At 71.1% G+C, this 23733-nt stretch carries 21 protein-coding genes and 1 riboswitch; of the genes, 15 read left to right on the top strand and 6 right to left on the bottom strand.

Features of this window, described 5'->3' with window-relative positions; translation table 11 throughout:
• Positions 1–42 precede the first annotated feature (42 nt).
• The 9 genes from OG885_RS41285 (at position 43) to OG885_RS41245 (ending at position 10958) form a co-directional block, all read left to right on the top strand.
• Complete coding sequence (locus OG885_RS41285; protein ID WP_405741349.1) at positions 43–1071, top strand: FecCD family ABC transporter permease; 1029 nt, start codon at positions 43–45, stop codon at positions 1069–1071.
• A complete protein-coding gene (locus OG885_RS41280; protein WP_405741346.1) occupies positions 1068–2075 on the top strand; it encodes a FecCD family ABC transporter permease in 1008 nt (335 codons plus the stop codon). Before OG885_RS41285 ends, OG885_RS41280 begins: the two co-directional genes overlap by 4 nt.
• Positions 2072–2905: an ABC transporter ATP-binding protein gene (locus OG885_RS41275; protein WP_405741343.1), complete on the top strand. Its 834-nt coding sequence runs from the start codon at positions 2072–2074 to the stop codon at positions 2903–2905. Before OG885_RS41280 ends, OG885_RS41275 begins: the two co-directional genes overlap by 4 nt.
• A 32-nt stretch (positions 2906–2937) precedes the next feature.
• The gene (locus OG885_RS41270) at positions 2938–3957 is read left to right on the top strand and encodes an ABC transporter substrate-binding protein (protein ID WP_405741340.1); all 1020 of its coding nucleotides are present in this window, start codon (positions 2938–2940) and stop codon (positions 3955–3957) included.
• An 87-nt stretch (positions 3958–4044) separates the two neighbouring features.
• Positions 4045–5223: an acetyl-CoA carboxylase biotin carboxylase subunit family protein gene (locus OG885_RS41265; RefSeq protein ID WP_405741337.1), complete on the top strand. Its 1179-nt coding sequence runs from the start codon at positions 4045–4047 to the stop codon at positions 5221–5223.
• A complete protein-coding gene (locus OG885_RS41260) occupies positions 5220–6872 on the top strand; it encodes an IucA/IucC family protein (RefSeq protein ID WP_405741334.1) in 1653 nt (550 codons plus the stop codon). The genes OG885_RS41265 and OG885_RS41260 overlap by 4 nt, the downstream gene beginning before the upstream one ends.
• Positions 6869–8062: an MFS transporter gene (locus OG885_RS41255; RefSeq protein WP_405741331.1), complete on the top strand. Its 1194-nt coding sequence runs from the start codon at positions 6869–6871 to the stop codon at positions 8060–8062. The genes OG885_RS41260 and OG885_RS41255 overlap by 4 nt, the downstream gene beginning before the upstream one ends.
• Complete coding sequence (locus tag OG885_RS41250) at positions 8062–9762, top strand: IucA/IucC family protein (RefSeq protein WP_405741328.1); 1701 nt, start codon at positions 8062–8064, stop codon at positions 9760–9762. The genes OG885_RS41255 and OG885_RS41250 overlap by 1 nt, the downstream gene beginning before the upstream one ends.
• The gene (locus tag OG885_RS41245) at positions 9759–10958 is read left to right on the top strand and encodes a type III PLP-dependent enzyme (protein ID WP_405741326.1); all 1200 of its coding nucleotides are present in this window, start codon (positions 9759–9761) and stop codon (positions 10956–10958) included. The genes OG885_RS41250 and OG885_RS41245 overlap by 4 nt, the downstream gene beginning before the upstream one ends.
• On the opposite strand, the gene OG885_RS41240 is transcribed toward OG885_RS41245, so the two are convergent.
• Together OG885_RS41240 and OG885_RS41235 are read right to left on the bottom strand one after the other, a co-directional pair.
• A complete protein-coding gene (locus tag OG885_RS41240) occupies positions 10955–12415 on the bottom strand; it encodes an aldehyde dehydrogenase family protein (RefSeq protein ID WP_405741323.1) in 1461 nt (486 codons plus the stop codon). The genes OG885_RS41245 and OG885_RS41240 overlap by 4 nt on opposite strands.
• Before the next feature lie 166 nt (positions 12416–12581).
• The gene (locus OG885_RS41235) at positions 12582–12872 is read right to left on the bottom strand and encodes a hypothetical protein (RefSeq protein WP_405741321.1); all 291 of its coding nucleotides are present in this window, start codon (positions 12870–12872) and stop codon (positions 12582–12584) included.
• 169 nt (positions 12873–13041) lie between these two features.
• Between OG885_RS41235 and OG885_RS41230 the strand changes: the two genes are divergently transcribed.
• Positions 13042–13395, top strand: a complete 354-nt coding sequence (locus OG885_RS41230; protein WP_405741319.1) for a nuclear transport factor 2 family protein — start codon at positions 13042–13044, stop codon at positions 13393–13395.
• A gap of 387 nt (positions 13396–13782) precedes the next feature.
• A riboswitch (ZMP/ZTP riboswitch) is annotated at positions 13783–13866 on the top strand.
• 22 nt (positions 13867–13888) lie between these two features.
• Positions 13889–14737: a bifunctional 5,10-methylenetetrahydrofolate dehydrogenase/5,10-methenyltetrahydrofolate cyclohydrolase gene (locus OG885_RS41225; protein ID WP_405741316.1), complete on the top strand. Its 849-nt coding sequence runs from the start codon at positions 13889–13891 to the stop codon at positions 14735–14737.
• Position 14738: 1 nt separating this feature from the next.
• Here OG885_RS41225 and OG885_RS41220 read toward each other — a convergent pair whose 3' ends face one another.
• Entirely contained in the window at positions 14739–15626 is an 888-nt protein-coding gene (locus OG885_RS41220; protein ID WP_405741313.1) for a CU044_5270 family protein, read from the bottom strand.
• Positions 15619–16158, bottom strand: a complete 540-nt coding sequence (locus OG885_RS41215; protein WP_405741310.1) for an RNA polymerase sigma factor — start codon at positions 16156–16158, stop codon at positions 15619–15621. The genes OG885_RS41220 and OG885_RS41215 overlap by 8 nt, the downstream gene beginning before the upstream one ends.
• A 106-nt stretch (positions 16159–16264) precedes the next feature.
• On the opposite strand from OG885_RS41215, the gene ctaD reads away from it, so the two are divergent.
• Positions 16265–17866: a cytochrome c oxidase subunit I gene (ctaD, locus tag OG885_RS41210; RefSeq protein WP_405741307.1), complete on the top strand. Its 1602-nt coding sequence runs from the start codon at positions 16265–16267 to the stop codon at positions 17864–17866.
• Positions 17863–18180: a hypothetical protein gene (locus OG885_RS41205; RefSeq protein ID WP_405741304.1), complete on the top strand. Its 318-nt coding sequence runs from the start codon at positions 17863–17865 to the stop codon at positions 18178–18180. The genes ctaD and OG885_RS41205 overlap by 4 nt, the downstream gene beginning before the upstream one ends.
• On the opposite strand, the gene OG885_RS41200 is transcribed toward OG885_RS41205, so the two are convergent.
• Complete coding sequence (locus OG885_RS41200; protein WP_405741301.1) at positions 18177–20141, bottom strand: ricin-type beta-trefoil lectin domain protein; 1965 nt, start codon at positions 20139–20141, stop codon at positions 18177–18179. The two genes, OG885_RS41205 and OG885_RS41200, sit on opposite strands and share 4 nt — an antisense overlap.
• A 205-nt stretch (positions 20142–20346) precedes the next feature.
• On the opposite strand from OG885_RS41200, the gene OG885_RS41195 reads away from it, so the two are divergent.
• Positions 20347–21576, top strand: a complete 1230-nt coding sequence (locus OG885_RS41195; RefSeq protein WP_405743119.1) for a glycosyltransferase — start codon at positions 20347–20349, stop codon at positions 21574–21576.
• A 67-nt stretch (positions 21577–21643) separates the two neighbouring features.
• Here the strand turns inward: OG885_RS41195 and OG885_RS41190 are convergent, their stop codons facing one another.
• Positions 21644–22297 carry a TetR/AcrR family transcriptional regulator gene (locus OG885_RS41190; protein WP_405741298.1) on the bottom strand — a complete coding sequence of 218 codons (654 nt, stop codon included), beginning with the start codon at positions 22295–22297 and terminating at the stop codon, positions 21644–21646.
• A gap of 188 nt (positions 22298–22485) precedes the next feature.
• Between OG885_RS41190 and OG885_RS41185 the strand changes: the two genes are divergently transcribed.
• On the top strand, positions 22486–23730 hold the full coding sequence (locus OG885_RS41185; protein WP_405741296.1) for a YncE family protein: 1245 nt from the start codon (positions 22486–22488) through the stop codon (positions 23728–23730).
• Positions 23731–23733 lie beyond the last annotated feature (3 nt).

Below are 23733 nucleotides of genomic sequence, written 5' to 3'. Positions count from 1 at the left end.
TCAGTTGAAAAGTAAAGCAAGCCTCACCTAAGCTCACCGCTCGTGACTGCGACCCCACAGGGCGCACCCCCCACAGGTGTGCCCTTTCGTGCCCTCCGGCACATACCGCTCTTCCTCACCGGCCTCGCCGCCCTGACCCTGTGCACCGCGCTCAGCCTCGCGCTCGGAGCCCGCTCCGTGCCACTGCCAACGGTGCTCGACGCCCTGTTCGGCGACGGCCACGGACGGGACGCGCTCGTGGTGACGGGACTGCGCCTGCCGCGGACCGTCATCGGCCTCGTGGTCGGCGCCGCCCTGGGTGCCGCCGGTGCCGTTGCGCAGGCAATCACCCGCAACCCGCTCGCCTCGCCGACGACCCTCGGCATCAACGCGGGCGCGTCGTTCGCGGTCGTCGTCGCGATCTTCGCACTGAAGCTCAACGACCCGGTCGAGTATGTGTGGTTCGCGTTCGCCGGTGCCGCCGGAGCGGCCCTGTTCGCCCAGGCGCTGGCCCGGCGCGCCGGGGACATCGATCCCGTGCGGCTCGCGCTCGGCGGCACGGTGCTCCAACTCGTCCTGATCTCCTGGACGTCCGCGGTGATGCTGCTGAACCAGCGCACGCTCGACGAGGCCCGCTTCTGGCTCGCCGGCTCCCTGTCCGGCCGCCCCCTGGACACCCTGTGGCCGGTCCTGCCGACACTGCTGCTCGGGATCGTCGTCGCCCTCGCCGTCTCCCCCGCCCTCAACGCCCTGGCGCTGGGCGACGATTCGGCCCAGTCCCTCGGCGTGCCGGTGGCCCGGATCCGGCTCGCGGGCGGCCTCGCGGTCGTCCTGCTCGCCGGGTCGGCGGTCGCGGTGGCGGGGCCGGTCGCCTTCATCGGCCTGGCCGCCCCGCATCTCGTACGGCCGTTGCTCGGCGGCGACCACCGGCTGCTGCTGCCCGGCTGTCTGATCGCGGGTCCGCTGCTCCTGCTGTCGGCCGATGTGCTCGGCCGGATGGTGCTGCGCCCCTCGGAGCTGGAGGTCGGCATCGTGACCGCGTTCCTGGGCGCGCCGCTGCTGGCGCTGCTGGCCCGGAAGGTGGCCCGATGAGCGGCATCCGTACCCGGGTCGCTCTCTTCGCGGGAGGCGCCCTGGTCGCCCTGTTCGTGCTGCTCACCCTCTCCCTGACGACCGGTGAGATGCGCATCCCCGCCGGCACCGCGCTGCGCGCCCTGGTCGGGCTCGGCGACAGCGGCGACGTCCTGGTGGTGCAGCAGTTCCGGGCGCCCCGGTCCGTGGCGGCGATCGTCGGGGGTGCCGGGCTCGGCGTGGCGGGCTGTGTGCTGCAACGGCTGTTCCGCAATCCGCTGGCCTCACCGGACGTCATGGGTGTCACCGGCGGAGCCTCGCTCGGCGCGGTCGCGCTGATCGCGGCCGGAGCCTCGCAGACCCTCATCCCCCTGGGCGCGCTGGCCGGCGGACTCCTCTCGGCCCTGCTGCTCGGCGTGTTCGCCTGGGGTTCCGGGCTCTCCGTCACCCGGCTCGTCCTCACCGGCCTCGCGGTCCAGGCGGGCCTCGCCGCGGCCGTGAACCTGATGATCGTGCGCTTCCCGGCCGAGCTCGCCGGGTCGGCACTCCAATGGACCACCGGTTCGGTGTACGGGCGGACCTGGACGGAGGTGTGGGGAGCGGGCGGCGCCATGCTCCTCGCGCTCGCCGCCGCCCTCGTCCTGCACCGCCGCCTCGCCGTGCTGGACCTCGGCGACGACTCCGCGGGCGCCCTCGGCCTCGACACGGCGACGGCACGCCTCCAACTCCTCGTCCTCGCCGTCGTACTGGCCTCCCTCGCCGCCTCGCTCGCCGGTCCGGTGACGTTCGTCGCGCTCGCCGTACCGCACATCGTCCGCTTCCTCACCGGACCGCCGACGGTCGTGTCCCTCGCGCTGGCCGGTCTCACGGGGGCGGTGCTGCTGCTCGCCTCCGACCTGGTGGTCCAGCATCTGCTCCCGATCGAGGGGCTGCCGGTCGGCGCGGTCACGGCCACGCTCGGCGCGCCCTGGCTGCTGGTGCTGATGTTCCGCCAGAGCTCGCCCGTACGAAGGACCCACGCATGACCGCGGAGACGCCCGTGAACACGCCCAACCAGCTCGCCACCGAGTCCCTCGACCTGCGCTACGGCGACCGTCTCGTCGTGGGCGGACTCGACCTCACCCTCCCCGGCGGGGCGGTCACCGCGATCGTCGGCCCCAACGCCTGCGGCAAGTCCACGCTGCTGCGCGGGCTGAGCCGCCTGCTCGCACCGGCCGCCGGGACCGTCACCCTCGACGGCTCCGACATCCACCGCATGCCGGCGCGGAGCCTGGCCCTGCGCATGGGGCTGCTGCCGCAGCAGCCGGTCACACCGGAGGCGATCACCGTCGAGGCGCTCGTGCGCCTGGGCCGCTATCCGCACCAGCGGCTGCTCAGCCCCTGGTCGGCCGCCGACCAGAAGGCGGTGGACGAGGCGCTGGAGCGCACCGGCACCGCGTCGCTGCGCGAGCAGCCCGTGGACCGGCTCTCCGGCGGCCAGCGTCAACGCGCCTGGATCGCCCTGGCGTTGGCGCAGGACACCGAGCTGCTCCTGCTCGACGAGCCCACCACCTTCCTCGACCTCAGGCACCAGCTCGACGTGCTCGACCTGGTCGCCGAACTGCACGCCGAGGCGGGCCGCACCGTGGTGATGGTGCTGCACGACCTCGGACAGGCCGCCCGCTACGCGAACCACATGGTGGTCCTCAAGGACGGCCGGCTCGCCGCCGCCGGAGCCCCGGCGGACGTCCTCGACGCGGAACTGGTCAGGTCCGTGTTCGACGTGGACTGCCGGGTCGTCCCCGACCCGGAGACCGGCACCCCGCTGGTCGTCCCGAGAAGCAGCGCGGCACGGCGATCAGCCGCCACCGCCTGACCATCACCTACGAAGAAAGAACCAACCCCCCCATGTTCCAGCGCTTCGCCCTGCCCGGAATCAGAAAGATTCTGGCCACCCTGCTCGCCGTGATAGTCGGAACGGCCGCCCTGGCGGCCTGCGGCAGCGACTCGGACTCCGACGACTCCACCGCCGCCAGGCCCGCCGCGGACTCGGGTGCCTTCCCGCGCACCCTCAAGACCGCCATGGGCGAGGTGAAGATCCCCTCCCGGCCCAGGCGGGTGGTCGTCCTCGACACCGGTGAGCTGGACGACGTGACCCTGCTCGGCATCGACCCGGTCGGCGCGGTCGCCCCGCACTTCAAGACCGAGGGCGGCTTCCCGACCTATCTGAAGGGCGAGTTGAAGGACACCGCCGACGTCGGCCCGCTCCTGGAGCCCGACCTGGAGAAGATCGCCTCGCTCAAGCCCGATCTGATCCTGTCCTCGAAGGTCCGCCACGAGAAGGTCTACGACAAGCTCAGCGCGATCGCCCCGACCGTCTTCACCGAGACCACCGGCGGTGTCTGGAAGGAGAACCTCAAGGTCCACGCCGAGGCACTGGGCCTGGAGAAGGAGGCCGCGGCCAAGCTCAAGGAGTACGAGACCCGGGCCAAGGCGCTCGGTGCGGCCATCAGGAAGAAGGACGGCGGCACCATGCCGACCGCGTCCGTGGTCCGCTTCATCGCCGGTCCGACCCGTCTCTACCAGTCCAACTCCTACAGCGGTGTCGTCCTGAACGACATCGGCTTCGAGCGGCCCGCCTCGCAGGTCTCGAACGACCCCGAGGTCACGATGAAGGACGTCAGCCCCGAGGAGATCGACCAGGCGGACGCCGACCTGATCTTCGTCACCTCCGCGGACGTCGACGACAAGACCCAGAAGAAGCAGGTCACTTCCAACCCGGTGTGGAAGGACCTCACGGCCGTCAAGGACGGCAAGGTCTTCGAGGTGCCGGACGAGACCTGGATGTCCGGCATCGGTGTGCAGGCCGCGGAGCAGATGCTCGCGGACGTCGCGAAGGCCACCGGCGTCGAGCTCCCCGCCAAGTAACTCCCGCTGAAACGGGGCGGGCCGAGTCCACCTGGACCGACCCGCCCCCGCAACCCCCCACCCGCTAGCGGAAGTTGCCTCGCACCCATGCGCCTGTACCTGCTCGCCCTCAATCCGACCGACTCCGTCACCGAGGGCTTTCTGCCCGCCGCCGGCCGGCTGGGCCTGGACGTCACCGTCCTCACCGACCAGCCCGAAGCCCACCGTGCCACGTATCCGAACGTCGAGGTCCTGGCGTGCGACGTCCGTGACTTCCGGGCCGTGGTCACCCGTATCTCCACCCACCACCGCCCCGACGCGGTCTTCACCAACAGCGACCACCTCCAGACCCAGGCCGCCCTGGCCGCCGCCTACTTCGGGCTGCCCGGCAAGGACTGGCGGGCCACCCTGCGGTGCAAGGACAAGGCGGAGATGCGGCGCAGGCTCGCCGACGCGGGCCTGGACACGGTCTGGTCGACCGAGATCACCGAACCGACCACCGCCCTCACCGACGCCCCCTATCCCTGTGTGGTGAAGCCGCGCGAGGGCGTGGCCAGCGAGGACGTCGTCCTCGTCCACGGCCCGGAGGAGCTGGCCGTCCACTCCAAGGCGATCTTCGACCGCCGCCCGGGCACCGTCCTGGTCGTGGAGGAGTACCTGCCCGGTGAGCTCCACACCCTGGAGACCCTCGGCGACGGGCGGGTCCGGCATGTCCTGGGCGGCTTCCACACCGAGCTGTCGCCCCCGCCGTACTTCGTCGAGGAGCGCCTCACCTTCGTCGCCGCCCACCCCGAACCCGTCGTCACCCAGGTGCTCGCCCAACTGGACGCCCTCGGTGTCGGCTTCGGCGCCTGCCACACCGAGTTCGTGGTGCACGAGGGGCGAGCGCGGATCATCGAGGTCAACTACCGTGCCATCGGCGACCAGTGCGACCTGCTGCTGGCGCGGCTCCTGGAGATCCCGCTCTTCGAGCACATCCTCCGCACCCACCTCGGCGAACCGCTCCCCGCGGACCTCGGTGCCCGCCCCGACGGGGCCGCCCGCCTGGAGTACCCGTGCGCCGACCGCGCGGGCCTCCTCGCCGAAGCCCCGCCCGCCGCGGAACTCACCGTGGAGGGCGTCCATCTGACGTACCGTCCGCTGCGGGCCACGGGCGAGCGGCACGAGCTGTACCGCACCAACCGCGACTACCTCGGCGTCCTGCGCGCGACCGGCACCGACCAGCCGACGGTCGACCGGGTGGCAGCCGACTTCCTGGCGGGCCTGCGCTGGGAGATCCAGCCATGACGGCGACCTGCGAAGCAGAGCTGCTGACCCGCGTCCTCAGCGCCCTCCTCCGCGAGGACGTCGTGGGCCTGCGCACCCGCAGCACCCTCGCCGACCGTCCGGACGGCCGCTGGCTACGACTGCCCACCGACGACGACGCACTCCTCCTGCCCGTCACCGAGGACGGCTTCCAGTGCGAGTACGCCGCCCGACTGCCCTTGCTCGTCCGCGAGTCGGGCGGCGCCGAGCTGACCTCGTACGACGCTGTCCTCACCGCTCTGCGCGCACTCGCCGACCCCGTCGACCGCGCGGGCTACGACGCCTTCGCCGAGGAGTGCCGACAGACGCTGGAGACGATGCGACTGCACGAGGCCACACCGGTCGGCTTCGGCGCGGACTCCGCCCAGTGGCCACCGCTCGCGTACGACGCGCTCGCGGCCCGACTCGACCATCCCGTGTACCCGACGGGACGCGGACGCTCCGGCCTCTCCGCATCCCAACTGCGCGCGTACGCACCTGAGTTCCACCCCAGGTTCGCCCTGCGCTGGCTGGCCCTGCCCCGCGGGGCCGTCACCCTCACCGGCACGCTCCCGAGGTTCTGGCCCAGTTGCGCCGAACTCGGGCTGCCCGCAGCCGAGGGAACCCATCTCCCGCTGCCGGTACACCCGTTGACCGTGGGCGCCCTGCGCGAGGGCGACCTCCCCGAGGGTGCCGTGTTCGCCGACCGCCCCCACCTCGACGTCGTACCGACCCTGTCGATGCGCACGGTGGCCGTGGACGCGACCTGCCACCTCAAACTCCCCCTGGCCACCGCCACGTTGGGCCTGCGCAACAAGCGGTCCATCAAGCCCGGCACCCTCGTCGACGGCGCGGCGGGCCAACGGCTGTTCGAGGCCGTGCTCGCCCGTGAACCCCGGTTCCGGGACAGGATCCTGCACGCCGACGAGAGCACGTACGCCCACGCCGGACACGAACTGCTGGCCGTCCTGTGCCGTCGCCTCCCGGCCTTCGCGGAGGGCGACGAGGTCGTACCACTGGCCGCCCTCCTCGCCGAGGCCCCGGACGGGCGACCGGTCCTGGACCACCTCGCCGACCGCTTCTACGGCGGTGACCCGCTCGCCCTCCTCGACGCCTTCCTCACGCTGCTCTTCGACTGGCAGACCACGCTGTTCGGGTACGGCATCGCCCTGGAGTCGCACCAGCAGAACGTGTCGCTGGTACTACGGCCCGGCGGTCTGCGGCTGCTGTTCAAGGACGACGACGGGCCGCGGATCAACCCGAGGCGGCTGGGTGCGGTCCTGCCCGGCCCGTGGGGGTTCGACGACGCCCGGACCTATGTCACGGGTGACGGTCCGGTGGCCGACGTGTTCACCACCATCACCGTCCATCTGTGCGCGGGCGCCTACGCGTTCGGGCTGCCCCGGCGGCGCAGGGCCGTGCTGGATCTCGTACGGAACCGGTTGACGGAGGCGGTGGACCGGCTCGGCGGTGACGCCGGGGACGAGCTGCGGACCCGGGTGCTGCTGGCTGCGCGGCTGCCGGTGAAGGCGATGGTCACGGCCGGGACGCTGCTGTCCAAGGAGCGTTCGGGCGCGGCCGACATCAACAAGCACTACACCACAGGACCCAACTACCTGCTGCCGAACCGACCGGGCGGAGGTCCGTCATGAGCGCCGCGCAGGCCGTGCGGATGCCCCGCTCGACGTTCGGACGCGGCCAGGTGCACGCGGTGGCGGGCTGCTACTTCGTGGCGTCCTTCGCTGCCCTGGGTCTGCCGCCTTATCTCACCGCGATCCTCCCGGAGTTGGGCGACCGCCAGGCCCGCTGGGCGGGGGTGCTGTATGTCGTGCCGACCGTGTTCGGCGCGCTCGCGGCCCCGCTGTGGGGGCGGCTCGCCGACCGCTACGGCCGCAAACGGCTGCTGCTGCGGGCCCAGTTGGGGCTCACGGTCGCGTTCCTGCTCGCGGGCTGGGCCGACTCGCTGGCGACCTTCACCGTGGCGCTCGTCCTCCAGGGCGTGCTGGGCGGGACGTTCGCCGCCTCCAACGGCTATCTGGGTGCGTCCCTGGAGGGCCCGGCCCTGTCCAGGGCGCTCACCCTGATGCAGGGCAGCGCCCGGGCGGCGCTGGTGGTGGCGCCGATCGTGGTCGGCACGCTGTCCGGCTGGCTGTCCCCGCACCGCCAGTACGCGCTGCTCGCCGTACTGCCGCTGACGGCCGCGCTGCTGCTCGCGGCCCTGCCGGAACCTGGTCCGGTCGAACAGCGGAAGAACGACACCCCCGCTCCTCCAGCGACGGCGCCCGTGATCTCACTCCGGGCCCTGTACACACTGGAGTTCGCATTCGTGTTCTCCACCGTCATCTCCTTCCCGTACCTCATCGCCCTGGTCGACGACCGGCTCCCGGGCACCTCACCCACCCTGTCCGGGGTGCTCTTCGCCCTTCCCCACCTGTGCTACCTGGTGGCCGCGCTGGTCGTGCACTCGGCCTTCCGGAACCGTCCCCGGGCCGGGATCGTGCTCGGCTTCGTCCTCATCGCCCTGGGACTCGCCGGCCACGGCGTCGCCACGAACCTGGCCGCGCTGATCGCCGTACGGCTGGTGCTGGGCGCCGGTCTCACCCTCGGCCTGGTGTGCCTTCAGGTGCTGGCCGCCGCATGCGCCCAAGGGCGGGCGCCCGGCGGCATGTTCGGGGCGCTGGAGTTCTTCTCCAAGGCCGGCGCGGTCGCCGCGGGCCTCGTCGCCGCGGCCGGCAGCGCCCGCTTCGGCCCCGCCGCGCCCGTGCTGACCGGCGCCGCCGCTGCCGCCGTCACCGCCGTGGCGACCCTCCTCCCCTCCATGACCCCTCGCTGGAGCCGCTGATGCCCTCGCTCACCCCCACACCCGCGCGCACCGCGCTGCCCTCGGCCGACGAGGTGGTGGCCCACACCCTCCTCAACTGCCTGCTGCGCGAGGTGTCCGGGCCGGAACACCAGAGTGTCGTCACCGACGGCACCCTCCTGCTGCGGCTCCCGCGCCGCGGGGTCCTGTTGCACGTCGCCCTGCGCCGCACCTCGCTGATCGGCGCCCACCGTTTCGCCGGGCCGGTGCACGAACAGCGCGACGGTGGCTGGGCGGCGGTGGACTGGCAGCGCCTCGCCACGTACACACACGACGAACTGTCGCTACGCACCGGTGTGCGCAACGAGGAGTTCCTGGAGCAGGTCGCCTCCAGCCACGAGTCCGTGACCAGCGCGCTCGCCGCCCCGGGCGCCTCGGCGACGGCCGACGCCTACCTCGTCTCCGAGCAGTCCCTGCTGTTCGGACACCGCTTCCACCCCACCCCCAAGGCCCGCACCGGCGACCCGCGGGCCTGGTCCGCGTACGCCCCGGAGGCCGGGGCCGTCTTCCCGCTGCGGCACCTCGCCGTACTCGACGAGCTGATCGCAGAGGAGGCCGCCGAGCCGTCGGCCGTCGCACCGCTGGACCGTGCGCGCACCGGCCTCCCGGACGGCTACCGGCTGCTGCCCGCCCACCCCTGGCAGTACGACACCCTCCGCGACCATCCGGCCCTGCGCGCGGCCCTCGCGCGCGGCGACGTCCTCGATCTCGGCCCGGGCGGGCGGCCCTTCGCCGCCACGGCGTCGGTGCGCACGCTGTACGACGGGAAGACCTTCCTCAAGTTCAGCCTGAACGTGCGGATCACCAACTGCCTGCGCAAGAACAGCAGTTACGAGCTCTCCGGTGCCGTCGCCCTGACCCGCGCCCTCGCCCCGGCCCTGGCCGACCTCGCCCACCGTTTCCCGGGCAGTGCGGTGCTCCGCGAACCCGCCTACCGCACCCTCGCCCTGCCCGGCCCCGACGGCACGCCGGACCAGGCGCTGTTCGAGGGTTTCGGTGTCATCGTCCGTGAGGGCCTGCCCGCACGGCTCGCGCCGGGCACCACTCCCCTGCTGGCGGCCGCGGTGGCCGACGAGTACCCGAGCAGCGACGCACAGATCTCCCGCCTCCTCGGCACCCCGGACGCCCGAGCGGCCCTCGACTGGTGGTCGGCCTATCTCGACCTGCTGATCCCGCCGGTCCTGGCCGCCTACTTCGACCACGGACTGGTCCTGGAACCCCATCTGCAGAACGTCCTGGTCTGCGTGGACCGCGACGGCATGCCCGCCCAGGTCCTCTTCCGCGACCTGGAGGGCACCAAGCTGCTCCCCGAGCACCACACCGCCACCCTGGCCGCGCTGCCGCCCGAGGTGGCGGGCCCGATGACGTACGACGCGCGACGCGGCTGGGACCGGGTCGTGTACTGCCTGCTGGTCAACCATGTCGCCGAACTGCTCGCCGCCCTCGCCGACCTGCACCCCGGGGCGGAGGCCGCACTGTGGGGCCGGGTGCGGGCGACGCTCCAGCGGTACGCCGACCACCACGGCTGCCCGCCGCGGCTCGCCGCCCTCCTCGCCGGTGTGCCGCTGCCCGCGAAGGCCAATCTGCTCACCCGCTGGGAGCGCAAGGCCGACCGCGAGGCCGGCTACGTCCGCCTGCCGTCCCCGCTCGCCGAGGACATCCTGACCGGGAGCACCCGATGACGACCACGACCGTCCATGACCACGTCCGTTCCCTGTCCGCCGACGAACTGCCTGCCTATGTCTATGACTTGGCGTCCCTTCGCGCTCACGCCGCCGCCGTCAGGGGCGCGCTCCCCGAGCGCGTCGAGCTCTACTACGCCGCCAAGGCCAACCCCGAGCCGGAGATCCTCGCCGCGCTCGGTCCGTACGTCGACGGCTACGAGGTCTCCTCGGGCGGTGAACTCGCCCATGTCGCCCAGGCCGTACCGGGCCGCCCGCTGGCCTTCGGCGGACCAGGCAAGACCCCGGACGAGGTGACGGCCGCGCTGGAAGGGGGAGTTGCGCGCTTCCACGTCGAGAGCGTGTACGAGCTGCGCATGCTGGGCGAGCTGGCGCGACGGACCGGGCGACGCGTCGCGGTGCTGCCGCGCGTCAACCTGTCGCTCGACGACGGCTCGTTGGCGGGCGGTGCGCTCGCGATGGGCGGCCGGCCGACCCCGTTCGGCATGGACCCGGACCAGGCCGCCGAGGTCGTACGCGCCCTCGCCGACGGCACCTACCCCCATCTCGAACTCCGAGGCGTCCACGCCCACTTGGCGAGCGGCCTGGAAGCGCCCGAGCTTCTCGCGGCGGCGGAGGCCGTGGTGCGGTGGGCGGTCGGCCTCGGACTTCCGCTGGCCGAGGTCAACGTCGGCGGCGGCATGCACGTCGACTACACCGCACCGGAGCGTCGCTTCGACTGGCCCGCCTACGGCAGCGGCCTCGCCCGACTCACCGAGGAACACCCGGAGTTGACGCTGCGGATCGAACCGGGGCGGGCGCTGACGGCGTACTGCGGCTGGTACGCCACGGAGGTGCTGGACGTGAAGCGCAGCCACGGCGAGGAGTTCGCGGTGGTCCGGGGCGGCACCCACCACCTGCGGACCCCGGCGACGAAGGGACACGACCAGCCCTGCTCGGTCCTCCCCGTCGACGGATGGCCGCACCCCTGGCCGCGGCCCGGCGCCGAGGGCGAACACATCACCCTCGCCGGGCAGTTGTGCACGCCGAAGGACACGCTCGCCCGCCGGGTGCCCGTCGCCGGGCTACGGGCGGGCGACCGGGTGCTGTTCTCGCTTGCGGGGGCCTACGCGTGGAACATCTCCCACCACGACTTCCTGATGCACCCGCGGCCCGGCTTCCACTTCCTGGACGCCGGGCCGGAACCTGGAGTCTAGAAGGGGTAGTGCGCCTGCTGGGTGGCGATGGTCACCCAGCGGGTGTTGGAGAAGGCCTCGATGCCCCAGCGGCCACCGAAGCGGCCGTACCCGGAGGACTTGAACCCGCCGAACGGGGCCTGCGGTTCGTCGGCCACCGACTGGTCGTTGATGTGCACGATGCCGGTGCGGACCCGGCGTGCGACGGCCAGGCCGTGGGTGGCGTTCTCGGTGATGATGCCGCAGGTCAGACCGTTGTCGGTGTCGTTGGCGACGGCCACGGCGGCGGCGTCGTCGGCGAACGTCTCCACCACGCACACCGGCCCGAACGCCTCCGCGTGATAGATCTCGGCGTCCTTCGGCACGTCGGTGAGCACGGTCGCCGGGTGGACCGCGCCGTCCGGCTCGCCGCCGCCGGTGAGGACCTTCGCGCCCTTGGCGACCGCGTCCTCGACCAGTCGGGCCACGCGCTGCGCGGCGGAGGCGGCGACCAGCGGGCCGACCACGGTGTGCGGGTCGGCGGGGTCGCCGGACGGGAGGGCTGCGGCCTTGGCGGCGAACTTGCGGGTGAACTCCTCGGCGAGGGACTCGTGGACGAGGATGCGGTCGCCGGACATGCAGATCTGCCCGGCGTTCATGAACACGCTGAAGGTGACGGCGTCGACGGCGTAGTCCACGTCCGCGTCGGCCAGCACGATCACCGCGTTCTTGCCGCCCAACTCCAGGACGGCGGGCTTGAGATGGCGGGCCGCGTGCTCGCCGATGATGCGGCCCACGTTGGTGGAACCGGTGAAGTTCACGGCCCGTACCCGCTCGTCGGCTATCAGCACCTCGGCGATCTCGGCGGCGTCCGCCCGGTCGTTGGTGATGACGTTGAGCACGCCGTCCGGCAGCCCGGCCTCGCGCAGCACGTCGGCCACGAACAGGCCGCAGGCCAGCGGCGCGTCCTCGCTCGCCTTGACGACGACCGTGTTGCCCGCGGCCAGCGGCGCCGCGACCGCCCGGACGCCGAGGATGACCGGCGCGTTCCAGGGCGCGAACGCGGCGACCACGCCGACGGGTTCGCGCACGGCGAGGCCGAGCGCGCCCTGTTCCTGGGCGGCGAGCACCTCACCGCGCGGGGCGGTCACGGCGGCCGCCGCCTCGCGCAGCATGTTGGAGGCGAGCGCCACGTTGAAGTACGCCCACGGCCGGGTGCCGCCCGCCTCGCCCGCCATCAGCTCGGCGACCTGGTCGCCCTTGCCCTCCAGCAGGTCGGCGGCCTTGAGCAGGATCGCGCGCCGGGCGAAGGGGGCCAGCGCCGCCCACTCCTCGAACGCCGCGTCCGCCGCGTCCACGGCCCGCCGCACGTCCTCGGGGCCCGCCGCCGCGACGGTCGCGTACACCTCCCCGGTGTAGGGGTTGAGGTCCTCGGCCGTCCGGCCGGAGGCGGCGGGCACGTCCTTGCCGCCGATGAGGAGTTCGCGAGTGATGGGCATGATGCGGACCTCTTCGTTCGCCACGTGAATTTGTTCGCTATGTGAACCAAGATTCACTTGCTAAGCGCATGCTCCGTGGGGCCGCGGGCAATGTCAAGGGCCGCCCGGTTGCCCGGACGGCCCTTGGTGTGAACGTCGCGTACGAGGCCGTACGCGGATCGGACGACTACTGGATGGCCGGCAGCAGCCCGGTGACGGGGGCGGCCAGGTCGGTGATCTGGGTCAGCTGGTTGAGGTCGTTGACCCGGTTGAGGCCGGCCAGCTGCTCGGACGGGCGCGGGATCTCGGCCTGGCGCTCCGCGGGGATGTCGCTCAAGGCCAGCGAGTCGAGCATGGCGATCGGGCTCAGCTGGGCGGCGTCGGCGTCCGCGGGGGCCGCGCTTGCCATCGGGGCGACCAGGCCGGTGACGCCGGCGGCGAGGCCGACGACGGCGACGATACGTCGAGTGGAGATCATGTTGTCAGCAACGTCGGCGCGCCGGGCGGGGACACGGGTGCGGGGCGCCTCTCACCCGTCAGGCGCAGTACCTCCGTTGCGCTTGCCGAGACCGGCGGGGCGGAGGAGCCTCGAAGGTGAGACCCGGGCGACCCCTCCCCTCGGGCCGCGGGCCTCACCGGAGGTCATCATGGGTGCTTTCAACACGGAGACCCTGCGTCAGGGCATCGAAGGCGACAAGGCGGCGAACCTGCTCTCGCTCTACGCGGACGACGCGGAGCTGCGCATCGTGGACCGCAACACCCAGCCCAGCAATCCGAGGATCCTGCACGGCCGGGGCGAGATCGGCGAGCTCCTGGAGGACGTCTACAGCCGTGACATCAAGGCGCACAAGCTGGAGAAGTGCATCGTCGAGGGTGACCAGGTCGCGTACACCGAGTCCTGCGAGTACTCGGACGGGATGCGGGTCTTCGCCGAGTCCATGATCACGCTGCGCGACGGCAAGATCGCCGAACAGATCATGCTCCAGGCATGGGACGAGTAGGGAGAAGTCTGCCGAAGGTCCAGATCACGTCCCGGTTGACCTGGACCTTCTCGGCGCGTGCGGGCCTCGGTCGGTCGTATCCGGTCCGGTCTCGACCGCTACGACCGGTTTCCGCGGCAGGTCGGCTGGCGTCCGCTGCACTGCTGCGCTCACTGCTGCGAGGAGCGCGACCTCGCCCGCTTCCTCCGACGCGGCGCCCACTTCGAAGGCGGCGCGCCCGTCCGCGGTGAGCCGGACCGTCAACGGGCGCCGATCGTCCTTCTCATGAGCACGGCCGATCAACCCGCGCCCTGGCGACGGAGATCGTCCGCTGGGCCGAGGCGATCGGCGCAGCCCATGTCCTCGCCGGGGCCGACCCCACCGCCCCGACGGCGCGGCGTTAGGCTGGGGGCGGGCCGTGACTGGCGCTGAGGTGGAGCACCACCGGGGAGCGGCCCGTACGACATGAAGCCGTGCGCCTGGGCGAAACCGACTACCAGCCCAGGAGTGGATCATGTCTCAGGCCCGGCTCATGGACGGCACCGCGCTCGCCCGGCGCATCGTCGAGGACACCGCCGAGCGCGCCGCCGACCTCACCGGACGCACCGGCACGACGCCCTGTCTCGCGACCGTACTGGTCGGCGCCGACCCCGCCTCCGTGACGTACGTCCGGATGAAGCAGAACCGCTGCCGCAAGGCCGGGATCGACTCCCGGCACGTGGAGCTGCCCGCGGCGACCACCACCGAGGAGCTGGTGGACACGCTCCGGGCGCTCTCCGCCGACCCCGCCGTGCACGGCATCCTGCTCCAGCACCCCATGGGCGACCACATCGACGAGCGGGCCGCGTTCGAGGCGATCGCGCCCGAGAAGGACGTCGACGGCGTCACCTTCGCCTCCTTCGCGACGATGAGCTTCGCGCTGCCGGGCTTCGTGTCCTGCACCCCCGGCGGGATCATGCGGCTGCTCGACGCGTACGACGTCGACCCCTCCGGCAAGCGGGCGGTGGTCGTCGGCCGCAGCGCGATCCTCGGCAAGCCGGCCGGCATGCTGCTGCTCGCCCGGGACGCGACGGTGACGTACTGCCACTCGCGAACGACGGACCTGTCGGCGGCCGTACGGGAGGCGGACATCGTGGTCGCCGCCGTGGGCCGGCCGAAGCTCATCAAGGGCCAGGACATCAAGCCCGGCGCGGTCGTGATCGACGCCGGGTACAACGAGGGGAACATCGGAGACGTCGACTTCGACTCGGCCGTGGAGCGCGCCTCGCTGATCACCCCGGTGCCGGGCGGCGTCGGTCCGATGACGATCGCCACGCTGCTGGAGCAGACGGTGGACGCCGCGGCCCGGCAGCTCGGGGCGTGAGTCAGCGCGTCCAGGCGCTGTAGTCCATGACGTCCCCGGCCTTGACGCCGTACTCGGGCTCCGCCTCGGTGAAGGTGGTCTCCAGGCCGAGTACGGCACCGGTGGCCGGGTCCATGATCAGCATCTTCCGGGTCCCGGACCGCTCGTACACATACGCCTGCCCCCGCCGCCCCAGCCGGTCGGTGACCTGCCCGACGGGCTTCAACGCGTCGGTGTCCGCGAGCAGTTGGGCGAGCGCCGCCGACTCGCGGGCGCCGAACTGCCAGGTGTCGAGCACGTAGTCGACTGCGTCGAGGAGCTCGCCGGTGTCCAGCGGGGTCCTGCTGTACGCGGCCTCCTGAAGATAGGCGTGCAGCCGGGCGACGTCGGCCGGCGGGGGCGACTGCGGCGGGGCGTCGCTCCAACTGGGCGGGTACGTCTGCTCGGTGCGCTCGTGGCCGTCGTCGACGATCTCCGTGTGGCTGTCGTCGGCGTTCCAGCGCACGACGCGCTCCTCCGGGTAGGTGATCGGCGGCTTGTCCTCGCTCATGCCCAGGCTCCAGGTCCGCACGTGCGTGCCCTTGCGGAGCGCGGGCCCGTCGGCCGCCCGCGCCCGCTCGGCCAGGGTTTTGAGGGGTACGGGGGTGGAGTCGGCCAGCACGACCAGCGGGCGGGGTGCCGCGGCCGCCGGCGCGGTGGTCTGGCCGGTGAAGAGGAGCGCCGACACGAGTGCGGCGACGATTCCGGTGGCCGCCAGGCCCCAGTACAGCCGGGGGCGGTGTGAGGTCCGTTGCCGCAGCAGCCGGTCGAGCTGCCGCTCGGCGTGGTGGTCGAGGGGGCCGTCGCCGAAGTGGGGGCCGTCGGTGGGCACCGGATTGGCGCGGCGCAGGAGGTCGAGTTCGTCAGCCATGGCCGTTCTCCTTCAGGGCGGCGGTGGTCGTGGGGCGCATCCGGTCGATCTCGGCTCTCAGCCGGCGCCGGGCCCGGTGCAGCCGCATCGACGCCGCGCGCCGGCCGCAGCCGAGGACGACGGCGACCTCGTCGATGCCGAGTTCCTCCCACGCGGTCAGCCGCAGCACCTCCTGGTCGGCCGGGGAGAGCCGGCCGAGCGCGTCGTGCACCCAGGCACCCGGGGTCTCCGCGTCGGGCCCCGCCTCGATGTGCCGCCCGTGCGCCGTGTCGTCGTTGCCCATCCGGTCCACCAGGCGCCGTCGCCGCCCCTGACCGCGAACCGCGTTGGCCAGGCAGTTGCGTGCCACGGCGTACAACCAGGGCAGCGGGACCGGCGGAAGGTCGGCGCGGCGGCGCCAGGCGACCGTGAAGACCTCCGCCACCACTTCCTCCACCTCACCGGTCCGCCCGTCCAGTCGCCGCGCGACATAGCGGCTGACCGCCCAGTAGTGCTCGCGATAGGCAGCGGCGAAGTCGTCGTCGTTGCTCATGTTCCGTTCGTGTCCGGCACCCTCGGGATCGTCACAGCCGTCTCCCGTGATTCTCGTCGCGTCCCCGCAGTGTGACGTCCGGGCGGGGCGCGGACACAGGCGGGGCATGAGGCATCTGAAGTGGTTGACGACCACGGATCACAAGACGATCGGAACGCTCTATCTGATCACGTCGTTCGCGTTCTTCTGCATCGGTGGCGTGATGGCGCTGCTCATGCGCGCCGAGCTCGCCCGGCCTGGTCTGCAGATCATGTCGAACGAGCAGTTCAACCAGGCGTTCACGATGCACGGCACGATCATGCTGCTGATGTTCGCGACACCGCTGTTCGCCGGCTTCGCGAACTGGATCATGCCGCTCCAGATCGGCGCCCCCGACGTCGCCTTCCCGCGGCTGAACATGTTCGCCTACTGGCTGTACCTGTTCGGCTCGCTGATCGCGGTCGGCGGCTTCCTCACCCCGCAGGGCGCGGCCGACTTCGGCTGGTTCGCCTACAGCCCGCTCTCGGACGCGGTCCGCTCGCCGGGCATCGGCGCCGACATGTGGATCATGGGTCTGGCCTTCTCCGGCTTCGGCACCATCCTCGGCTCGGTCAACTTCATCACCACCATCATCTGCATGCGCGCGCCGGGCATGACCATGTTCCGCATGCCGATCTTCGTGTGGAACGTGCTGCTGACCGCCGTCCTGGTCCTGCTCGCCTTCCCGGTCCTGGCGGCCGCGCTGTTCGCCCTGGAGGCGGACCGCAAGTTCGGCGCCCATGTCTTCGACTCCGCCAACGGCGGGGCGCTGCTATGGCAACACCTCTTCTGGTTCTTCGGCCATCCAGAGGTGTACATCATCGCGCTACCGTTCTTCGGCATCATCTCCGAGGTCATCCCGGTCTTCTCCCGCAAGCCGATGTTCGGCTACATGGGCCTGATCGGCGCCACCATCGCCATCGCCGGCCTGTCCGTGACCGTGTGGGCCCACCACATGTACGTCACCGGCGGAGTCCTGCTCCCGTTCTTCTCCTTCATGACGTTCCTCATCGCCGTGCCAACGGGCGTGAAGTTCTTCAACTGGATCGGAACGATGTGGAAGGGGTCCTTGAGTTTCGAGACCCCGATGCTGTGGGCCACGGGCTTCCTTGTCACCTTCGTCTTCGGCGGTCTGACGGGCGTGATGCTGGCCTCGCCGCCCATCGACTTCGCGGTCTCCGACTCGTACTTCGTCGTCGCCCACTTCCACTACGTCGTCTTCGGCACCGTGGTCTTCGCGATGTTCTCCGGCTTCCACTTCTGGTGGCCGAAGTTCACCGGCAGGATGCTCGACGAGCGCCTCGGCAAGATCACGTTCTGGACGCTGTTCATCGGCTTCCACGGCACCTTCCTCGTCCAGCACTGGCTGGGCGTGAACGGCATGCAGCGACGGATCCCCGACTATCTCGCGGTGGAGGGCCTCACCACCCTCAACACCCTGTCGAGCATCTTCTCGCTCGTGCTCGGCGCCTCGCTCCTGCCGTTCCTCTACAACGTCTGGAAGACCGCCAAGTACGGCAAGCCGGTCGAGGCCGACGACCCGTGGGGCTACGGCCGCTCCCTGGAGTGGGCGACGACCTGTCCCCCGCCGCGGCACAACTTCCTCGCCCTGCCGCGCATCCGCAGCGAGTCCCCGGCGTACGACCTGCACCACGGCCCGGCGTCGGCAAGGGAGTTGACCTCGCGATGAACGACACCTTTCTCAACGACATCGAGGGCCATCTGCTGCTCAGCGCGACGCGCCAGGAGGGCCGTACCGCCGCCGAGCGCTTCAGCGCGCCGCTGCACTGGCTGACCGAGGCGCAACGGGCCGAGGTGGAGCGGCGTTTCGAGGCGGAGTACCTCGAACTCGCCCGCGCCTCCTGGCAACGCACCGCGGTGCGGGCCGGGAGACTGCGGGACGAGTACGAGGCGAGGTACCGAGAGCTGCGCCGACGGCTGCTCGCCTGCCTGCTCCTCGGCTGTGCGGCGGCCGTCGGCGTCCTCGTCCTCTGTCTGGCCTAGCTCTGCGTCCACTTCTGGTTGTTCTGACCGTTGCACGTCCACAGCACCATCAGCGTGCCGTTGGCCGTGCCCGCGCTGTTGGCGTCCAGACAGAGACCGGCGTTGACATTGGTGATCGTGCCGTCGCTGTTGACGTTCCACTTCTGGTTGTTCTGGCCGTTGCAGTCCCAGATGACGACCTTGGTGCCGTTGGTGGTGCCGAGGTTGTAGGCGTCCAGGCACTTGTTGCCGTACACCACGAGTTCCTTGCGCGAGGTGTACGTCCACTGCTGGTTCTGGCCGCCGTTGCAGTCCCACAGTTCGGCCTGGGTGCCGTTGGTGATCGTGTTGTTGTAGAGATCGAGGCAGCGGCTGGACTGGGTGCCGACCACCAGGGTGCTGTTGGCGCCGGGCAGCGGGCGGACCGTCATGTCGGCGAGGGTGGGGGCGTTCGTGAACGTCAGCGTGTTCGCGGAGCCCTTCGAGAGGCCGACCATCACCGAGACCGTGCCCTGGGAGGAGCCGGTGGGCGGGAAGGAGACGGTGGTCGAGCCCTGGCCGTTGACCTTGAGGGTCGCCGTCCGGGCGCTGGAGGTGTTGTTGGTGTAGGCGACGTCGACGACCTTCACGCCGGTGTTGCCGGCGACCACGCCGGAGAAGCCCGCCGTGCCGGTGTAGGTGCTCGCCGACTGCTCGGTGCCGCCGGTGACGCTCAGCATGACCGACCCGCCCGCGGGGACGCTGGTGGTGTAACTCGTGCCGTAGGAGCCGACGTTGGAGCGGGCCCACAGGTCACGCACGGTCGCGCTCGCGTTGGTCAGGCCCAGGTCGGACCAGCGGACGGTGATGTTCTGCGCGGAGGACGTGCGGTTCATCAGCACGACGGCGCGGTTGCCCTGGCCGGACAGGACCTTGCCGTACACCTGGAGTCCGGTGCCGTCCTCGGCGACCTTGACGCCCTGAAGGCCGCGGGCGTCCTGGTCGACGGCGATGACCTCCGGGTTCTTGAGGATGTTCGCCGTCTCGGTGCTCATGGAGGCGAGGTTGTTCCCGGCGAGGAGCGGAGCGCCGGAGATGGCCCACAGGTTCATGTGGGTGCGGTTCTGGGCGGCGGTGAAGCCGGTCATGCCGACCATCAGCATGTCGGGGTCGTTGTAGTACCCGGTGTGCTGCGCGAGCGGGTGCAGGCCCTGGTCGAAATTGGACAGCATGTTCGTCTGGGACGGGTTGTTGCCCCAGTAGACGATGTCGGTGCTGGTCCGGAACATCGGCGCGAGCCCGGGGGCCCAGTTCCAGGTGTTCTGGTAGCCCCAGTTGCAGAGGGACAGGGTCAGCGGGCGTCCGGTGGTGGCCGTCGCCGCGGCCACGGCGTTGCTGATCGACTTGTACGTCGTAGCCGCGTCGAGCCCTTCCGCGTCACCGCCGCACCAGTCGACCTTCACGAAGTCGAAGCCCCACTGGGAGAACTGGAGCATGTCCTGGTCGTAGTGGCCCTCGCTGCCGGAGCCGGGGGCGGCGGGGCGGCCGGTCGGGAAGTAGTAGCCGCAGCCGTCCTTGCCGGCGTCGGTGTAGATGCCCGCCTTGAGGCCCTTGCTGTGGATGTAGTCGGCGATGGCCTTCATGCCGCCGGGCCACTCGGACTCGTCGACGGTGATGTTCCCGGCGCTGTCCCGGGTGCCCTGCCACCAACCCTCGTCGATGTTGATGTACTTGTAGCCCGCGTCCGGCAGGCCCGCCGCCACGAACGCGTCGACCTGCTGCTTGATCACGTCGTAGTCGATGGCGGCGGCGAAGCTGTTCCAGGAGGCCCAGCCCATCGGTGCGGTCGGCACGGCAATCTGCCGGCTCGTCGCCGCCTGGGCCGGGGTGGGCTGGGCGAAGAGCAGGGCGGCGGTGGCGGTCAGGGCGAGGACGAGGGCCCGCACGGCGGCGGCTCTGGCGCGGCGTACGAACCCGCGGGGCGAGGGGGGTGGGGGAAACATGCGGCTCCTTCGGAGGGGAAGAACGCACGGCAGGGTCGATATCTCGAACGAGGATCGAATAACCGAACGTATCGCGCGCCGAAAGTAGAGCTCCGGGAGGTGGAAGTCAACGGCTGTGACAGGCGTGAACTCGCCGCTTCGCACGGGTCGTTCGCCCCGCTCGTGCCGCCGTCCCGACATACTGGCGCTCGTGCGCGTAGCAATCATGACGGCGGGTTCCCGGGGCGATGTCGCCCCCTTCACCGGACTGGGGCACGGCCTGCTCCGGGCCGGACACGAGGTCACCCTGGTCACCCACGGCTCCTTCGAGCCGCTGGTGGCGGGCTCGGGCCTCGGCTTCCACGCCCTCCCCGTGGACCCGCGGACCGTACTGGAGTCCGAGCGCGGCAAGGGCCTGCACCGCAGCGCCACCGGCCCGGGCAAACTGCTGCGCGCGGTCACGATGGCGCGGGCGCTGGCGGGCACGATAGCCGACGACCTGGTGACGGCTGCCCGCGCCGCCGACATCCTCCTCCTCTCGGCCTCCCTCGCCCCGCTCGGCCACACCATCGGCGAGGGCCTGTCCCTGCCGACCCTCGGCCTCAGTCTGCAACCGGTCGCCACGACACAGGAGTTCGCCCCTCCCATGCTCGGCGGCGGCTCCTGGGGCACCCTCGGCAACCGCGCGGCCGGACATGGCGTGGGCCTCGCCATCGAGTACGTCTTCTCGTCGGTCGTCCCCGAGGTGCGCACCCGCCTCGGTCTCGGCCGGATCGGGAGCACCACGGCACTACGCCGCCGGGAGCGCCACAACTGGCCCGTCCAGCACGGCTTCAGCCCCCTGGTGGTGGCCCGCCCGCGCGACTGGCGGCCCGGCCTTGACGTGGCGGGCTACTGGTGGCCGTACGACGTCTCCACCCAACTCCCCCCGGAGGTACGGGACTTCCTCGACGCCGGCCCACCACCCGTCTTCGTCGGCCTCGGCAGCGCCACGGTCCCCGACCCCGAACGGCTCAGCGGAGCGATCGTGCGGGCCTTGCGCCGAGCAGGGCTACGCGGGGTGTTCCAGCAGGGCTGGGCCGGCCTCGCGGCCGACGGCGACGACATGCTGACCGTCGGCGAGCTCGCCCACTCGGCGCTCTTCCCGCACATGGCGGCGGTCGTCCATCACGCGGGCGCGGGCACGACGGGAGCGGGCCTGCGGGCAGGGGTGCCCGCGGTGCCGGTACCGATCCAATTCGACGCGGGCTTCTGGTCGGAACGCCTGGTCAGACTTGGGGTGGCTCCTCGCGCGGTACCGCTGCGCCGCCTGACCACGGACAGACTGGCGTCGGCACTGATGAGGATCACGCGCGACGACGGGTACCGGGAGCGGGCACGGGAACTCGGGGCGCGCATTCGCAAGGAGGACGGGGTAGCTCCCGTACTGGAGGCAGTGAACTGTCTAAGCGGATGAGCGCGTGACGCCGTAAAGGGGCGCGGGGAACTGCGCGACCAGCCACAGCGGCGCCGCAGACAAGAAATCAGGCCTCCCACCCCACCGGCCGCAGAATCGCCAACAACTGCCGCACCAACTCCTCCACCACCTCATCCAAGGAAGCGTCCACCCACCCCGAGCTCCAGTCATGGAGCAACCCATTGACGGCCCCGATGAACGCCGTGGCCGGCAGCCGATAGTCCCGAGGCGCAGCCTCCCCCCGAGCCACGGCGGCGCCCGCTTCCGCGCACACCAGTTCCACCCACCGCGCCCGCCGAGCCAGCCGCTGCTCCTCCAACTGCGGACTGACCCCGATGATCTCGACAAACGTGATCCGGACCCGGCGCGGATCACCGGTGACATTCGCGGCGTACGCACGGAAGATCGCCGCGACCCGCTCGGCCAGCGGCAGCGCCTGCGCGTCGGTCACCGCCGCCACCACCGCCTCCTCCGCCCAGCCGTTGACCTGGAGATGCAGCGCGGCAAGGACGTCCTCCAGCGTGCGGAACTCCTCGTAGAACTGCCGCGTGGACAGCCCGGCGGCCTCGCTGAGCGCGGCGACGGTCGTGTTGCGGTAGCCCGGCGTGTCGCCGAACAGCTGGAACGCGGCGTCCAGGAAACGCCGGCGCCGTTCCGCCTGCCGCTCCTCGGCGGTCTTGCCGCCGTAGCGGCCGGTCGGCGCCTTGAGCCTGCCCGCCACGGTCACCTCCGTTGATCGTCCAGTGGCTCGCCAATTTTGTCGTGCACGCAGTCTTGTGGACAGGGCGCCTCTTCCTTACTTTTCAGTAAGTTGACTCTGAAAGCATCCGTGTTCAGTTTCCGAGCCGCCTTTCCGACCCCGCCTTGGCATGTCCCACTCATGAACCCCACGCAGAGAAGAGAGCCGTCATGCCTGCCTTCAGACCCCGTCACCTGTGTGCCCTGGCCGCAGCCGTCGTCCTGACCGCCACCGCCCCGGCGACCGCGGCCTCCGCCGCGGACGCCGCCGCCCTGCGCGAGGTGCTGTTCGTCGGCAACAACTGGGACGGCACCGCCGACGTCCTGCAGTCCAGCGGCAATCTGGCCAAGGTCGGACGGATCAACGTCATCCCCGACAAGGACGCGCGGATGGCGGCGATCAACGCCGACCCGATCAAGTGGATCTACTTCATGGCGATCCGCAACGGCGTCGGCGAGGGCCACGACCAGTTCGTCGACGACATGTACACCACGCCGGACGGCGCCTCGGTGGTCGTTTCCCGGCCGAGCTTCGCCGATGTCGTGTCGATCAACCTGGCCACCGGGGCCATCAACTGGCGCTTCCCGGTGTCGGGTTACCGCTCGGACCACATGGCGGTCTCCCCCGACGGCACCCGGGTCGCGGTGTCCGCGTCGACCGCGAACACCGTGCACGTGCTCGACATCAACACCGGCAAGCAGGTCGGCAAGTTCGCCACCGGTGACAAGCCGCACGAGAACATCTTCACCAAGGACGGCAAGTACATCTACAACATGGCGATCGGTGACGTGAACACGGACACCGACGCCCCGTGGCTGGACTGGACGAAGGGCGACCGGCACATCACGGTCGTCGACGCGACGACGTACCAGCAGGTCAAGACCATCGACATGCGGCCGAAGCTGGACGCGCTCGGTCTCACCGACTACTCCGACGCGGTCCGCCCGGCCGTGTTCTCCCCGGACGAGTCGAAGCTGTACTTCCAGGTGTCGTTCTTCAACGGCTTCTTCGAGTACGACCTCGCCACGGACAAGATCACCCGGATGAAGACCCTGCCGAAGAACCCGGCGACCAGCGACGACCGCACCACGTACGTCAACGACTCGCGCCACCACGGCCTGTCGATGAGCCCCGACGGCAGCAAGTTGTGTGTCGCCGGGACCATGGACGACTACGCGACCGTCGTCAACCGCACCACCCTCCAGGAAGGCCCGCTGGTCACCGCCTCCAAGCCGTACTGGGCGACGGTCAGCGGCGACGGCAAGAGCTGCGTCATCTCGGAGAGCGGCGCCGACCAGGTCACGGCGATCGACTTCGCCACGGGCCAGAAGACGGTGTCCGTCCCGGTCGGCGACCACCCCCAGCGGGTGCGGCTCGGTCATGTCGCGGCGAACTGGACGAGCCCGACGTCCTGAGGT

The sequence above is a fragment of the Streptomyces sp. NBC_00028 genome, from assembly GCF_045041065.1.
GTDB lineage: Bacteria > Actinomycetota > Actinomycetes > Streptomycetales > Streptomycetaceae > Streptomyces.
The sequence above is the reverse complement of the archived record's forward strand: the minus strand, read 5'-3'. Positions and strand labels throughout refer to the sequence as shown.

Coding starts and splice junctions, on each gene's coding strand:
- OG885_RS41280 (WP_405741346.1), top strand. CDS start 1,068: ATGAGCGGCATCCGTACCCGGGTCGCTCTCTTCGCGGGAGGCGCCCTG.
- OG885_RS41275 (WP_405741343.1), top strand. CDS start 2,072: ATGACCGCGGAGACGCCCGTGAACACGCCCAACCAGCTCGCCACCGAG.
- OG885_RS41270 (WP_405741340.1), top strand. CDS start 2,938: ATGTTCCAGCGCTTCGCCCTGCCCGGAATCAGAAAGATTCTGGCCACC.
- OG885_RS41265 (WP_405741337.1), top strand. CDS start 4,045: ATGCGCCTGTACCTGCTCGCCCTCAATCCGACCGACTCCGTCACCGAG.
- OG885_RS41260 (WP_405741334.1), top strand. CDS start 5,220: ATGACGGCGACCTGCGAAGCAGAGCTGCTGACCCGCGTCCTCAGCGCC.
- OG885_RS41255 (WP_405741331.1), top strand. CDS start 6,869: ATGAGCGCCGCGCAGGCCGTGCGGATGCCCCGCTCGACGTTCGGACGC.
- OG885_RS41250 (WP_405741328.1), top strand. CDS start 8,062: ATGCCCTCGCTCACCCCCACACCCGCGCGCACCGCGCTGCCCTCGGCC.
- OG885_RS41245 (WP_405741326.1), top strand. CDS start 9,759: ATGACGACCACGACCGTCCATGACCACGTCCGTTCCCTGTCCGCCGAC.
- OG885_RS41240 (WP_405741323.1), bottom strand. CDS start 12,415: ATGCCCATCACTCGCGAACTCCTCATCGGCGGCAAGGACGTGCCCGCC.
- OG885_RS41235 (WP_405741321.1), bottom strand. CDS start 12,872: ATGATCTCCACTCGACGTATCGTCGCCGTCGTCGGCCTCGCCGCCGGC.
- OG885_RS41230 (WP_405741319.1), top strand. CDS start 13,042: ATGGGTGCTTTCAACACGGAGACCCTGCGTCAGGGCATCGAAGGCGAC.
- OG885_RS41225 (WP_405741316.1), top strand. CDS start 13,889: ATGTCTCAGGCCCGGCTCATGGACGGCACCGCGCTCGCCCGGCGCATC.
- OG885_RS41220 (WP_405741313.1), bottom strand. CDS start 15,626: ATGGCTGACGAACTCGACCTCCTGCGCCGCGCCAATCCGGTGCCCACC.
- OG885_RS41215 (WP_405741310.1), bottom strand. CDS start 16,158: ATGAGCAACGACGACGACTTCGCCGCTGCCTATCGCGAGCACTACTGG.
- ctaD (WP_405741307.1), top strand. CDS start 16,265: ATGAGGCATCTGAAGTGGTTGACGACCACGGATCACAAGACGATCGGA.
- OG885_RS41205 (WP_405741304.1), top strand. CDS start 17,863: ATGAACGACACCTTTCTCAACGACATCGAGGGCCATCTGCTGCTCAGC.
- OG885_RS41200 (WP_405741301.1), bottom strand. CDS start 20,141: ATGTTTCCCCCACCCCCCTCGCCCCGCGGGTTCGTACGCCGCGCCAGA.
- OG885_RS41195 (WP_405743119.1), top strand. CDS start 20,347: ATGACGGCGGGTTCCCGGGGCGATGTCGCCCCCTTCACCGGACTGGGG.
- OG885_RS41185 (WP_405741296.1), top strand. CDS start 22,486: ATGCCTGCCTTCAGACCCCGTCACCTGTGTGCCCTGGCCGCAGCCGTC.